The 13,956-nt window shown below is 46.9% G+C and carries 13 protein-coding genes; 3 read left to right on the top strand and 10 right to left on the bottom strand.

Going from position 1 to position 13,956, the window contains the following annotated elements:
- Window positions 1-218: 218 nt before the first annotated feature.
- From ftsW to MKX80_RS03460, 4 genes are all read right to left on the bottom strand, one after another.
- Window positions 219-1,367: a putative lipid II flippase FtsW gene (gene ftsW, locus MKX80_RS03475; protein WP_268315600.1), complete on the bottom strand. Its 1,149-nt coding sequence runs from the start codon at window positions 1,365-1,367 to the stop codon at window positions 219-221.
- Window positions 1,364-2,521 (bottom strand): rod shape-determining protein RodA, encoded by a 1,158-nt coding sequence (gene rodA / locus MKX80_RS03470; RefSeq protein WP_234112681.1) that lies wholly within the window; start codon window positions 2,519-2,521, stop codon window positions 1,364-1,366. Before rodA ends, ftsW begins: the two co-directional genes overlap by 4 nt.
- A gap of 15 nt (window positions 2,522-2,536) precedes the next feature.
- Window positions 2,537-3,181 carry a helix-turn-helix domain-containing protein gene (locus MKX80_RS03465; protein WP_154996322.1) on the bottom strand — a complete coding sequence of 215 codons (645 nt, stop codon included), beginning with the start codon at window positions 3,179-3,181 and terminating at the stop codon, window positions 2,537-2,539.
- 193 nt (window positions 3,182-3,374) lie between these two features.
- Window positions 3,375-4,007 carry a homoserine/threonine efflux transporter gene (locus MKX80_RS03460; protein ID WP_154996324.1) on the bottom strand — a complete coding sequence of 211 codons (633 nt, stop codon included), beginning with the start codon at window positions 4,005-4,007 and terminating at the stop codon, window positions 3,375-3,377.
- Window positions 4,008-4,154: 147 nt separating this feature from the next.
- Between MKX80_RS03460 and MKX80_RS03455 the strand changes: the two genes are divergently transcribed.
- Window positions 4,155-4,982, top strand: a complete 828-nt coding sequence (locus tag MKX80_RS03455; protein WP_154996326.1) for a TrmB family transcriptional regulator — start codon at window positions 4,155-4,157, stop codon at window positions 4,980-4,982.
- A gap of 31 nt (window positions 4,983-5,013) precedes the next feature.
- Here the strand turns inward: MKX80_RS03455 and MKX80_RS03450 are convergent, their stop codons facing one another.
- The 5 genes from MKX80_RS03450 to MKX80_RS03430 form a co-directional block, all read right to left on the bottom strand.
- Window positions 5,014-6,069: an LLM class flavin-dependent oxidoreductase gene (locus tag MKX80_RS03450; RefSeq protein ID WP_154996327.1), complete on the bottom strand. Its 1,056-nt coding sequence runs from the start codon at window positions 6,067-6,069 to the stop codon at window positions 5,014-5,016.
- Window positions 6,070-6,343: 274 nt separating this feature from the next.
- The gene (locus MKX80_RS03445) at window positions 6,344-7,318 is read right to left on the bottom strand and encodes an SPFH domain-containing protein (RefSeq protein WP_234112678.1); all 975 of its coding nucleotides are present in this window, start codon (window positions 7,316-7,318) and stop codon (window positions 6,344-6,346) included.
- A gap of 21 nt (window positions 7,319-7,339) precedes the next feature.
- Window positions 7,340-8,107: a TPM domain-containing protein gene (locus MKX80_RS03440; protein ID WP_234112677.1), complete on the bottom strand. Its 768-nt coding sequence runs from the start codon at window positions 8,105-8,107 to the stop codon at window positions 7,340-7,342.
- Complete coding sequence (locus MKX80_RS03435) at window positions 8,107-9,132, bottom strand: TFIIB-type zinc ribbon-containing protein (protein ID WP_154996333.1); 1,026 nt, start codon at window positions 9,130-9,132, stop codon at window positions 8,107-8,109. The genes MKX80_RS03440 and MKX80_RS03435 overlap by 1 nt, the downstream gene beginning before the upstream one ends.
- Window positions 9,133-9,167: 35 nt before the next feature.
- Window positions 9,168-9,848 carry a PspA/IM30 family protein gene (locus MKX80_RS03430; protein WP_154996335.1) on the bottom strand — a complete coding sequence of 227 codons (681 nt, stop codon included), beginning with the start codon at window positions 9,846-9,848 and terminating at the stop codon, window positions 9,168-9,170.
- Window positions 9,849-10,219: 371 nt separating this feature from the next.
- On the opposite strand from MKX80_RS03430, the gene MKX80_RS03425 reads away from it, so the two are divergent.
- Entirely contained in the window at window positions 10,220-11,497 is a 1,278-nt protein-coding gene (locus tag MKX80_RS03425; protein WP_268333074.1) for an MFS transporter, read from the top strand.
- Window positions 11,498-11,517: 20 nt separating this feature from the next.
- Here the strand turns inward: MKX80_RS03425 and MKX80_RS03420 are convergent, their stop codons facing one another.
- The gene (locus MKX80_RS03420; RefSeq protein WP_268342587.1) at window positions 11,518-12,990 is read right to left on the bottom strand and encodes a carboxylesterase/lipase family protein; all 1,473 of its coding nucleotides are present in this window, start codon (window positions 12,988-12,990) and stop codon (window positions 11,518-11,520) included.
- A gap of 152 nt (window positions 12,991-13,142) precedes the next feature.
- Between MKX80_RS03420 and MKX80_RS03415 the strand changes: the two genes are divergently transcribed.
- Complete coding sequence (locus MKX80_RS03415; RefSeq protein ID WP_154996341.1) at window positions 13,143-13,907, top strand: SDR family NAD(P)-dependent oxidoreductase; 765 nt, start codon at window positions 13,143-13,145, stop codon at window positions 13,905-13,907.
- Window positions 13,908-13,956: the final 49 nt, after the last annotated feature.

The following is a 13,956-nucleotide window of genomic DNA, read 5'->3' as shown; positions in this document are numbered from 1 at the left end:
TTCAGTTTACGCATTCATTTAAAGATTATTCTGTTTCACACCTTGAATATATCACGATTTCCTTTATTTATCAATATGATTGCGTTTATATGGATAAAAACGCGTCACGGTCAAATACGATATGAGAAGATAAATTCCTGATGACAGGATCGTCTGGTCAATCGAAACTTTGAGCCAAAGTTTCGATTTCTCCACTTCAAAATTGGGAAAAGGCCTTTCTATAACAGAAAGGCCCCATCTTTTTTAACTCCCCGCTTAACATGTGAGGAGAGGTTGACCAATATCCCGGCTGACATCAGCATGAACATTAATGAAGAACCTCCGTAGCTGACAAACGGAAGAGGAATTCCGGTAATGGGAAGAAGGCCGAAAACAGCGCCCAGGTTAAATAACGCTTGAATCATGATCTGGAAAGTAAGACCGACCGCCAGCAGCTTTCCAAACGGATCATCGATTTGCACAGCGATCCGAACCCCTCTGAACATGATCAACAGGTAGGCCCCGATGATCATCGCCAGCCCGATACCGCCGAGTTCTTCGCTGATGACCGCCATGATAAAGTCCGTATGGGCTTCAGGAAGAAATCCCAGCTTTTGAACGCTGTTCCCCAATCCATTCCCCCATAACCCGCCCGAATCAATGGCAAGGTACGAATTGATCAACTGGTAGCCGTCTCCGTTTTCATTTTGAAAAGGATCGCTGAACGATGTCAGCCTTTTTAACCGGTACGGCGCCGTCATAGCAAAATATGCGATGCCCGTCCCTGCCATTGTTCCGAGAAGCAGCAAGTGCCGTATTCTGAGGCCTGCGCACAACAGAACCGCTCCGCAGCTTAACAGGATCGAAACAGCAGTGCCCAAGTCGGGCTGTTTTAAAATCAAAAAAAACACAGCGGCCAAAATGAGCAGCGGCGGCATGACGCCCTTTCTGAAATCGGCGATGTATCTCTGCTTTTTTGCATACACATAGGCGAAATAAATAACCATCACAAGCTTCACAGCTTCAGACGGCTGAATAATGAGCGAACCGAGTTGAATCCACCTTTGGGAATTGTTTTTCTCCATCCCGATTCCCGGCAGCAAAACAAGAATCAGCAGCAAAAAAGAAAGCTTCACCAAAAACCGGATGAGTTTGCTGTAAGCTTTGTAAGGGAAAAAGACGGCAGCCGAAAAAAAGGTCAAACCGATGAGCAGCCACTGCAGCTGCTTCATAAAAAAATAGCTGCCATCATGATACTTCATATATCCGAGGGGGTAGCCGGCGCTGTATACCATCAGCAAGCCAAAAGTAGATAAAAACAGAACCGAGGCAATCAAAACATAATCCAGTTTTTTTAGATGGGAAAGAATCATGTTGTACACCTTCATCTCCAATCATTCCCAAACATATAATGTTTAGATCTGATATTCACACTGAAAACGAGACCTAAAGCGATCATGTTGGTCAGCAGCGCGCTGCCGCCATAGCTGATAAACGGAAGAGCGAGCCCCGTGATCGGCATTAACCCGATCGTCATCCCGATATTTTGGAACACTTGGAATACAATCAACCCCGCAACCCCCGCACATATATAAAGACCGAACAGACTGTTGGACGAGATCGCAATCCTAATGATTCTGTAGATCATCAGAAAATACAGACAGACTAATGTTACGGCACCCAAAAAACCGAATTCTTCACCAATCACGGCGAAAATAAAATCGGTATGAGCCTCCGGAATTTTCCCTCCCTGAACCTGGATTCCGTGCGTAAAGCCGCTTCCTGACATCTGGCCCGATCCGATCCCCAATAACGCCTGCGTCAGCTGGTATCCATATGTAGAGGCATGTTCATGAGGACTGAGCCAGCCGTATATCCGGTCAAGCTGGTGAGGCTTAATAATCTTTGAAAAAATCTCAAAGTAATGATTGTGCAAATACGTCAAAAAGGCGACCAATGCCATGAATCCAAGTGACAGGGACATGATCATGCTGCCCGAAATCCCCGAGACCAGCATCAACGTGAATGCGATCGACAGAATCACCAATGCGGACCCTAAGTCAGGCTGAACCAATATGAAGAAAAACGGAATCACCGTGTACATCATGATTTTCCCCGTCGGAATGATGCTCTCGGTGAAGGAGAACCTTTTATGCTGATATTGATTGAGTATCGAAGCCAACAGAAGAATCAAAATGATCTTCATAAATTCTGAAGGCTGGATTTCGATGACCCCGAAGCTTATCCATCTTTGCGAACCGTTTTTATAAGTTCCAAAAAAATGAACGAGAATCAGAAGAAAAACGGCTCCCGCAAATAAACGAAGCGCCAATCGTTCAAGCAGCTCGTAGTCGATGTAGGCCGTTCCCGCCATGACGCCAAACCCGACAAGATACCAAAAGACCTGCCGTTTAGCAAAATAAAAAGGGTCCTGTGTTTCATACTGGCCCGACCCGCTGTAAACGGCCAGCAGACTGATGATAAACAAACAAAATAGAATAAGCAGCAGACTGATGTCAATGTTGATATGCTTTCTTTTCATCTTTAACATGCTCCATTATGATTTATGTGACAGCTGGTTGAAAACGAAATGAACCGCTGCAGCATCATCAATATAGCCGATCGGAAAAATATAATCCGGTATGACATCAACAGAAACGATGAAATACAGCAAAGCGCCGCCCATCAGCAGCAATTCACGCGGCGTCCCCCGCCCCGAAGTAAATCTGCTGTACATGTCGTGCAAACGGGTCAGAAAAGGACCAATGCCGGCGACTTTCTCGACTTTAGATTCAAACTCAGCCAGAATGGTATGCTTTCCTTCCTCCGTCTGAGAATATTGTTCGTACTCATTCAATTTGTTTTTCAGTTCTTCCATGGTAAAGGACCGATCATAGACATTTGAGGTTTGCAAAACATCTTCAATTTCGGCAACTGACGAGTGAATATCCGGACGTTCGCTTTCCCGCGCCTTCTCCATCGCATAGCCGGCCGCTTTCATCAGCTCATCAAAAGAAACGCCGAGACTTTCTGAAAATCTTTGCAAATGGTTCAAGTTTGCTTTTCTTTTGCCATTAATGATTCTTGAGATGGTTGCTTTATCGATTTGAGTGCGTTCGCTCAATTCTCTTAAAGAGAATGATCTTTTTCGCAAATGCTCTTTCAGCAGCGCTCCCAGCTGATTTTTCTTTTGTTCATCCACGAGCTTTTCTCCTCTCACACTAAAAATGTATCAATCTATCAGCCAAAAGACCAAATCGGTATAAATATATAGAATCGTTGTCAAAATGTCAACGAATAACCATAGACCTTTGTTCCATCTGGCATTTTCCATCCCATAATCGTTGACAAATAAGCAAAAAAAGTGAGCCGAAACGCTCACTCCTTCTCCGATATCAATCCAAACCCGTTTTAACACCAAACCCGACAAGCACCAGACCCGCAGCTTTTTGAAAGATCTTCTGGAATTTCACGCTTCTCAGCCATTTTTTTGCGAAATCAATCAAATATACAAGGATGAGGAACCAAAACACAGCAAGAAAGGTAAGGATTAAAGCGAGGATGATCAACTGCTGGTTAACACTTTCTCTTAAGTTGATAAATTGAGGCATAATCGTGATATAGACCAAAACAGTTTTCGGATTCAGAACGTTGCTGAACAATCCTTGCATAAACGAATCCTTATAATGCCGGCTTGATGAGTTTTCGGTTTTGTTCTTCTCGGCTTGTATGTCCTCCAAAGAAAACATTTTTTTCGCGAAAAAGCTTTTAATGCCTAAATATATTAAATAGGCCGCCCCCAAGTATTTGATCGTATTGAACAGAATCACCGATTTCGCAATCACCACCGCTAAGCCGAGAACGGCAATCAGCGTCCAGAAAGAAAGCCCCGTCGCCAAGCCGAGAACATTGCAGCGCCCGGCGTTCGGACCGTATCGAAGCGTGTTTTTCACCACAAGCATCGTATCAGCTCCGGGTATCACCACCATCATGGCGGCAATCGATATGTATGACAGCAGGCTATCCATCAGGTGTCTCCCCCCATACTGGTTTTTATATAGTGACTACTTGAGTAACCACTTATAAAAAGTGTATCAGCGGACTTGAAATAAATCAATACATCCAGCAAAATATGAGTGACAAAGGTAGCGACTCTTGTTGAAGCTGGAGGGCTTATGAAGGAAACCATATTAGACGTACTGAAAAACCTGAATTTCACCGAGTATGAATCGAAAGCATACTTGGCGCTCTTGGAAGAATCACCGCTGACAGGCTATGCGGTAGCAAAAAAATCGGGTGTTCCCCGATCGAAAATATACGAAGTGCTGGAGAGCCTCGTGATCCGCGGCGATATTTTTGTCAGCTACGGCAACACACCGCAGTACATTCCCGTCCCCGCCAAGGACCTGATTAAAAACCGGCGGATGAAAGCGGAAGAGACTTTTGAACAGGCAGAAAAATATTTCGAGAAGTTTGAGCGCACTGCAAATGACCGGGAAAATATTTGGAACATCACCGGGCGAAGCGAAATTCTCGATAAAGTAAAAGCGTGTATATCATCGGCCGGAAAAAGGATTCTCCTCGAAATTTGGAAAGAGGATTTTCCTGAATTGGAGCCTGAGCTCAAGCGGGCCGCAAAAAAAGGCGTCATCGTGACCATTATTGCGTACGGCGACATTGAAGCGGATTTCGCCAATGTCTATCTACATGACAGCAGCAGGCAAATTACAGAAGAGTATGACGGACGCTGGCTCGTATTCAGCGTCGACGATTCAGAAGTTGTGGCCGGCATTGTCTCGCATGGGAAAGACAGCCGCGCGGCCTGGACGATGCATGTAGGCTTGGTGATGCCGATTACCGAAGTGATGATTCATGATTTGTACCTGATGGAAATCATGGAGAAGCACAGAGAGGTATTGGAGGAAAGTTTCGGCGAAAACCTGATCCATTTGCGCCGCAAATTCTCGATTCATCCGGATTTCAAAAAGCATTATATGAAATAAAAGGCTCGCGCTAAAGCGCGGGCCTTTCATGTTAGGACCTTTCGGATGCCTCCCAGCGGGATACTTCTTCCCTGACGAGCGGCGCCGTTTTAGTTCCAAAAAGTTCAATCGCCTTCATGACATCTTCGTGCGGCATCGAACCGACCGGAACGTGAAGCATAAATCGGGTGATCCCGACATTCTTGCGCAGATGAATAATTTTTTCCGCCACCGTCTCAGGATCGCCTACATAGAGCGCCCCTTCAAAGCTTCTGGCTGCATCGAAGCTCGACCGGCTGTACGGCCCCCAGCCCCGCTCCCTTGCGAGCGTATTCATGGCCTGCTGGGTGGAAGGGAAAAACCGATCCGCGGCCGTCTCGGTATCCTCTGCAATAAAGCCGTGGGAATGGGAAGCGACAGTCAGCTTTGAGGCATCATGCCCTGCATGTTCCGCTGCTTTATAATAAAGCTCAACAAGCGGGGCAAAGTGCTGCGGACTCCCGCCGATGATAGCGAGAACCAGCGGCAGGCCGAGCAGGCCGGCGCGAACGACGGATTCCTGGTTTCCGCCGCTTCCAATCCATACAGGCAGCGGATTCTGCACAGGGCGCGGGTATACGCCTGTATTTTGAATAGCCGGACGATGCTTGCCGCTCCATGTGACCCTTTCCGACTTTTGCAGCTCGAGCAGCAAATCAAGCTTTTCTTCAAAGAGCTCATCATAATCGTCTAAATCATATCCAAACAGCGGAAAGGATTCGATGAAAGACCCCCGGCCCGCCATGATTTCCGCCCTGCCGTTTGAAATCCCGTCGAGCGTCGCAAAATCCTGAAAAACACGGACGGGATCAGCCGACGACAGCACGGTGACCGCGCTCGTTAATCTAATGCGCTTCGTCTGTGAAGCTGCTGCGGCCAGGACGACGGCAGGAGAAGAAGCTGCGTAATCTTCACGATGATGCTCTCCAACTCCGAATACATCCAAGCCCACCTGATCGGCAAGGACGATCTCCTCCACTACTTCGCGCAGCCGCTCTGCATGGCTGATGACTTTTCCGGTTTTGATATCAGGGGTCGTTTCTACAAAGGTGCTGATGCCTAATTCCATGTCGCTTTTTCCTCCACATTGTTTCCTTTAATTATTCTGTACATCCTTAATTGATGTATGCCGTATTCTTTTCATCCGACATTCACATTGTTATATATAGAATACGGCGGGCGCTCTGATCATGCAATTGATCCGACTTGCGCATCAGGGTCAGCTTCTGCTCCATCTGTTTTCCAGCTTGGTCTGCCGACGATCGTGCCGGTCTGTTATTTATGAATTCACAAAGAAGATACCAACTTTGCTGGTATCTTCTTTCTTATATCGATCCCCCGGCTTACACAAGTTTCTGCCCGCAGTTCGGACAGAAGTTGGCCTCGCCTGTTTTCGTTCCGCAGTTTGGACAGAAGTTCGGCTTTGCCGCTGCCTGCGGCGTGCTTGGGGGCGTCTGTGTTTGCGCCTGCTGATTTTGGTTCATCTGATTCATCATTTGGTTCGCTACGTTCATCCCCATCATCATGCCGGCCATATCGGATGCGGCACCGCCGCCTGTCATCTTCCCTGACGCCATGCCGTCTGTCATGGAGATCTGCTGATATCTGTTCAGATCACCGACCATGCCGTGGGAAGCGTTTTTCGTGATCATGTCCTGGACTTCTTTCGGATAATTGAAACTCATGATGTTAAAGCCTGTTATCGTTATGCCGTCGCTGATAATCTCCATATCAAGGTCTTCCTTGATCCCTTTTGCGATATCAAAGGCGTTGGCTTGAAGGTTAAACATATCTTTTCCTTCTTTTGTGATCCATTTCATCAGAAGCTGATCAAGAATGGATGTGATCCGTATTTTGATATCTTCCACAACATAATGATCTTTCACACCGGCAATTTTATCGATTAATGCGACATAATCATTCACCTTAAAGTTAAATGTGCCGTTCGCCCTGATCGGCATGCCGCCCGGAAGTCCTGCAGCCGGGATATTGATGGCATTCTTCGTCCCCCACTTGACGGTAAACTCCTTCGTATTGACAAACAGGACTTCGGCGCGCATCCCGCTGTTAAAGCCAAATTTAAAACCTTTTAAAGTAGATAAAAAAGGAATGATTTCGGATTCGATGTCATAGTCGCCTTCATCTTGGAAAATGCCTTCAATTTTTCCGTTGTTTAAAAAGACGGCATCCTGACCGGGGCGAATGATCAGCCGGCTCCCTTTTTTGATTTCGCGGTTGTTCCATTTATAGAAAATCATATCATCGCGAAATTCATCCCACTCTACTACATTTGCAAATTGATTTTTAAAAAACACCATTTGAGCTCTTCCTTTCCCTTTCTAAAAGCTTCCCCGGCTGCCGCTGTGCGAATGTCCTCCGCTCGTCGTTCCGCCGCCTGAGCTTTTATTATTGGACGGTTTTCTCTGTTTTGTGACGGTCGTTCTGATGTACTCGTCATTCTTTCTGATCACTCCGGATGTATCACCGTTCATATAAGTGCTTGCACTGACGGTCACTTTGCCGCCTGAATTGTATTTCATAATGGCGACGGCAATTCCTGCGATGACTGCTGACACAAGCAATTGAAACCACGTCTTAAAAAAGATGCTATCCGCCCACGGTTTCTTCTCCATATCATCATACGCCGCCTTCATAAACATTTCGAATGCAGCCTCATAATGGTTGTCAGATATATCCGGCGTGATTTTTTCTCTAATTTTGTCCAGCCTGGCGTCATTCAAATATTCTTCAGCCTTTTTAAAGCCGGCAAGATAGACTTCTCTATGCTCCATATCAACCGTCAATACGGCTGCATTTCCGTGCTTCTTCTGATAGCCGGGCGCTTTTTCGTCATAGAAGTCCTGTGTGAATTTCTTCACATCGCGGCCGTTTGTATCATTGGCCGTCACAATGATAAAGTCGGTTTCCCGTTCGGCGCCCAATTTGGCTGCCAGCGTCTCCAGCTTGTCGATTTCCTGTTTGGTCAGAAGCCCGGCTTCATCATAAATATACCGCTTCTGTTCGGAGGCTGCCGCACCGGAGGCTATAGGGATGAAGACAAGGAAAATCATACATAAGATCATTGCACTTCTCAATAAACTTCTCATCACGCCCCGCCTCCCATCACAGCAGCAATAATTTTCCATACCGCAAATATGGAAACAGCCAGTCCGCTGAACCACAGCTTTTCTTTAAATGAACTGATCGGCGGCTTGCCGACGACTTTTCCCGTTTGTCCGTTCATGGCAAAAATGTAATCCTTCTGTTTGTAATTGTAATTGACCATCCAGACGGGCAAAAGCACATAAAAGCTTTTCATTTTTTGCGTATCGACGTGTTTCGTTTTCACATCGACTGAGCTGTAGCCGGATAGGGTGGAATCGATATATGACTCGATGTAGCCGCTGATTTTGCTTTTCGCCCGCGGAAAAAGCTCTTCATCATCGTAATTATATTTTTCAGCGATGTAGCCTGCCAAATAGGCCGTTTTAAAATCTTTCAGCTGATCATACGGATAAGGCTCCAATTTGTCCATCAATTCATCGTTCATCTTTTCTGATGCATCCACCGGGACTTTGATGTAGTCGAGATTGATATCACGAAACGCATCATAATGTTCGGTCTTCGTGTAGATGTAGTCGCCCTGTGTATACCTATGTACCTTTGTGCAGCGGGCGCTGACCTGCACTTTGCTGTTTAAATCGTACATCCAGAAAGGGACGTACATGCCTGTGATGCTTTTAATCCGGTCAGCCGACATGAAGCCTTTTGGTGTTAACAGCCCTTTTCTGCACCACTTGCGAAACGCGTCTGCCGCTTCCTCTTTGCTGATTGTAAAAGGAATAACTTTTGCCGGGGCAAGGTTTCCGGACAGGCGGTCGGCGATCACTGCCGCTCCCCCGCAAAAGCTGCAGGATGTAGCCGTCGTTTCTTTTTCAGTGATCAAAATGGCGCCGCAATTTTGGCAATGATATTCTGTTGCTTCATCTTCCGTAAATCTCGCTGTTTTCAATTCTTCCGGAATGTTTTCAATCTTGTCCTGTCTCCCGCAGCTCCGGCAGGCCAGCGTGCCCGATTCAGCGTCAAAGGCCATGTCATCTCCGCAGCCCGGACATTTATAAGAAATTACCATGTCTCTTAACCTCTCACTTTATTCGTTTCAAATTGTTATGACTTTTGACCCGCCATTTTTGCTTTCAATGCGGCAAGCGCATCATCCACATCAGAAGGGCTGTCATATTTAGCCTTCAGGTCTTCTATGTCATCTTGAGGAGCGGCGTTCAGTTCAGCCATCGCATTCGCTTCATCAAGCGCCCGGTTAGCCTTTTCTTCCATTCTGCCGAAAGCGGACATTGAATGGTTGGCATTCGCTGCAGATGCACCGAGTTTATTCATTCTTTCCTGTGTTTTCGCCGCTGTCCATTTCGCTTTGATCGCGGCGCGGCGCGCTTCAAGCTCCCCGATATCGGAAACGAGCTTATCGTGCATTTTTTTCATTTGAAGCGCATTGGATGACGCCGTTTGAAATGCAGTTTCTAATTCGGACGCCTTCGTTTCCAGAACCGCTTTCTTTTCTAAAAATGATCGGGCATCCGCCTCACTGCCGGCTTCCAAAGCCTTCATTGCATAGCGCTCGAGCTTGTCGATTTCTGCCCGGCAATCCGCCAGTTCTCTTTTTGCCCTTTGCTCGGCCGCCATGACGGACGCCGTTTCCGCCTTTACTTTGTTTAAGTCGCTGTTTAAGTTCCTGACGTACTGATCCACCATTTTTTCCGGGTTCTCCGCTTTATCCAGCAAAGCGTTAATATTGCTGGCCATAATGTCTTTGAACCTGCTTAATATACTCATCTAAAAAATTCCTCCTCATAGTAAAATATACTTAGTTTAAATATACTATTTTCCAGAGGAAAAGTTTCGGTTTTTTAATAAAAAAATTGATATAATGGCAGTTTTTCGAGAAAAAACTTTCAAACAAAAACAAAAATATACAGACGAAATATTCTGATTTATATGTTGATTTATTTTTGTTTTACGAATAAAGTAATACTATAAGCAAAACATTCGGAACAGCGTGCAGGCTGAAACGGATGCAGGGTCGGTACCACTATAAAATGATAACGCTTACAATTTTGCATGACTCACTAAGGAAAAATCGAGCATTCGATGCATCAATCCGGCTTCTGTCAGAAAAGAATTCTGATTTGAAAGGGGAACGAATCATGCCAGGGAGAAAAAAAGGGAGTTTGAAGTCGACGATCACGGTTGCCATGTCCAACTATTTGGAGGCGGGATCAATCGTCGCGGGGGCCGGCGGGCTTTCGTTATGGGTTGAATATTTAGGGTTGGACGACGCCCGGGTCGGACTTCTCGGCGCTTTAAGCGCAAATGGTTTCGGCGCGGCGATCGGCGCTTTTCTCGGCGGTTTTTTAGTCGACCGTTACGGGAGAAAATTCATATACAAATACGATCTATTAATCTATATGCTTGGCGTTTTACTGATCGCCGTGTCATTCAATTTTCCCATGCTTTTAACCGGATACATCGTGACGGGAATTGCGGTGGGCGCAGCGATTCCGGCTGCATGGACTTACATTGCCGAGGAGGCGCCTGATCATGAGCGGGCCGGACGCGTCGGCTGGGGGCAGTTGGCATGGTCGGTCGGACCCGCGCTTACGCTGCTGTTATCGGTTGCCTTGGCGCCGCTCGGTTTAATGGGAAGCCGGTTGATCTTTGCCCAATTATTCGTCGTCGCGGTCATCACCTGGATTTTGCAGCAGCAGATTCACGAATCGTCCATCTGGGAGGAGCAAAAGCGAAAAGAAGCCGAAGACAAAGCAAAAGGAGTTGAAGAAAAGGCGTCGATCAAAGAGCTGTTGACCAACAAAGCGAACCTCCACGCTATGATTCTCCTTATCGGAATTTACGCGTTTTGGAACCTTGTTGCCGGAACGATGGGATATTTCATGCCGTATATCTATGAGACGGTCGGCGGTTTGACAGCGGCGCAAGCCAACCTGCTGCAGGCATTTTTATGGATTTTGACAGTGGCGTCCACATACTTCGTCTTTATCCGTCTCGGCGATAAAGTCAATCGGAAAACGCTTTTTGGCATCGGAGCAGCCATGGCAACCGCCGCATGGGTCATCCTCACCTTCGGCACGATGAATATCACAGAGCTTTTATTATTCGTATGCCTGTGGGGCATTTCTGCGGGTTTTGGAGCGCAGGCGTTTTACGGGCTGTGGGCGGCAGAGCTTTTTCATACGAAATACAGGGCGCTCGCCCAAGGCTTCATGTTCTTCATCGTCCGCATCGGCGTCGGACTCATCTCATTGGTCGTTCCTGCGATGATTACGGGATTGGGCTTTAAAACAGCCGGCGCCGTCATGATTGCATTTCTCGTCATTCATATGATCATCGGGCTCCGTATGGCGCCGGAAACGCGCGGCAAATCGCTTGAAGCTATTCAAAGCGAACGCTATCACCAAAGCGGCTGACCACAGGTCAGCCGCTTGTTCTAAACCTGCTGGTTCGAGGCTGTCAACATCTTTCTCTTCTCTGAATACGGGTCGCTTTCAATCGCAATTTCTTGATCAAAAATGAGCGTTTTCCGTGAATCTTCATCATAATCAGGCCAGCTGACATGATGAGTGCTTGGATTTCCGGAACGGGCAAAAGACACCCAGGCAGCTTGGATCTGTTTAGCAAGCAGCTGCGCTTCCTCACTAGCCTTAGTGCCTGTCAGCTGTTCCAAACTTTCCATATTTCCAAAAACAAACGGAATCTCTAAGCCGTGCGCCGCTTTGTTGAACGGCGGATACTCTGAATCGGTATGCCAGTCAAACCGGTACATAAAGACAGATGCATGTCGCGATTGAGCCGAAGCGAACACAACAGACGGATGCCAAAAGATCAGATCTGTCATCATATCAACATGGCCTTCCAATGATCTCGGATACAGAGACGCCGCGGTTTCAGCGGCCTCTTTTCCCACGTATTCTTCTAAAATCTCATTGATCTTGCTCTGCGGCAAAAGATCCGAATCAGACGTAAAAAACAAGGCGCCTTCATCGCGGTTTGTTCCGATTAATAGATTGATCTCTTTTGCCGCGCCTTTTGCGACGGCGGCCTCCGGCTTCATCGGCAAGGTTTTTTCGTCAAGTGCAGGCTGAAATATCAATTCAAAAATATTTTCTCCCATTAAAGTACGCAACTGATCGGCGGCTTGAAGAAGCTCTTGATCAGATACATCGCGAAGGCGCTCCAGGTGATGATGATCAATATCGAGAAGCCTTAAGAATCTTTCTGCTGCAGCTTTCGCAAGCTTTTCGGACATTGTTGCAGATGCTCCGCTTTCCATAATGGCCTGTTGAAAAAGCCCCTTTGCTTTCGGCATCGCCAAAAGTGAAGCGATGCTTATCGATCCCGCTGATTCTCCAAATACGGTAATATGATGACGGTCTCCGCCAAAGAAAGCGATATTTTCTTTCACCCACTCGAGAGCCGCGATTTGATCCAGCAGGCCAAGGTTGCTGCTGTAGGAATCATCAATTGAAGAAAGATGCAAAAAACCGAACGGACCGAGGCGATAATTGATGGTGACCACGATCACCTTTCCCTGTCTTGCAAGCTGAGTCCCGTCATAGAACGGTTCACTGCCGGCGCCGAGATAAAAAGCGCCCCCATGAATCCACACCATAACAGGCAGATCCCCATCCGCCTCTTCAGGTGCGTACACATTTAAATAAAGGCAATCCTCAGATTTTTGAACCCCCTCTGATTGGGGCAATACCCCGTCAGGCTGCGGACAAACCGGCCCAAATTGAAAAGCCTCCCGCTCACCTTCCCAGGCCTCCATTCGCTGCGGTTCCCGAAACCTTAACTCACCGACGGGAGGTTTTGCGAAAGGAACGCCTTTAAAGATACGGACTCCGTTTTCTGCTCTGCCTTTCAGCTTTCCGAAGCATGTTTCGACAGTCGTTTCATACATTTTATTCCACCCCTTTCACTTTTCAATGATAATGGAATCGGAACATACCGTCTAATCAGAATACTTGCGCTTTGGAAAATAAAGGGTCATTATAGAATCAGAAGAGATGTTCAACCTATTGTTTAAAAACTTGACGGAAAAGAGGGATTTCAATGAAACTGTCGGGACACACAGTGCTGATCACAGGCGGCGCATCAGGAATCGGCTTTGCTTTCGCCGAACGATTTATGAAATCGGGAAATACGGTCATCGTCTGCGGGAGAAGGGAAAGCAAGCTTAAAGAAGCAAAGGAAAAATATCCGGAGCTGATCACGCGTGTATGCGATGTAACCGATGAAACGGAACGACTGGCATTATTTGAATGGGTCAAAGAACGTCACCCCGGCGTAAACGTACTTGTGAATAATGCGGGCATACAGCAGCGCTACCATATTTTAAAAGCCGATGTGATAGACAATTGGGCTGACTACAATAAAGAAATCACCGTCAACATGGAGGCGCCGATCCACCTGGCCATGCTCTTTAGCCAATACTTTGCCGAAAAACCCGAGAAAACAGCGATCATCAATGTGACATCAGGTCTGGCGTTTACACCGATGGCGATCGCACCGATCTACTCATCGACAAAAGCCGCTCTCCATTCTTTTACGATGAGTTTAAGACACCAGCTTTCCGAGACCGGCGTTGAGGTAATAGAGGTCGCTCCTCCTGCGGTCAATACGGATCTGGGCGGTGTCGGACTGCATGATTTCGGAGCTCCTTTGGATGAATTTGCCGACGCGATCTTTAAAGGACTGGAAGAAGGCCGATTAGAAATCGGCTATGCCAGATCGGAAAAAGCCTTGCGGATGTCAAGAGATGAAATTGATGAAAGCGTCAGCCAAATGTACAGTTCTTTAAAACATTCCATCGAATAAAAGGAATGTTGGCATTGTCTTTTCAATAGAGGTTGTTCCTTCCAGCCGG

Source organism: Bacillus sp. FSL K6-0972, from assembly GCF_037976035.1.
GTDB classification, from domain to species: Bacteria; Bacillota; Bacilli; order Bacillales; family Bacillaceae; genus Bacillus; species Bacillus haynesii.
Note: the sequence above shows the minus strand (reverse complement) of the source record. Positions and strands in the feature narration are given on the sequence as shown.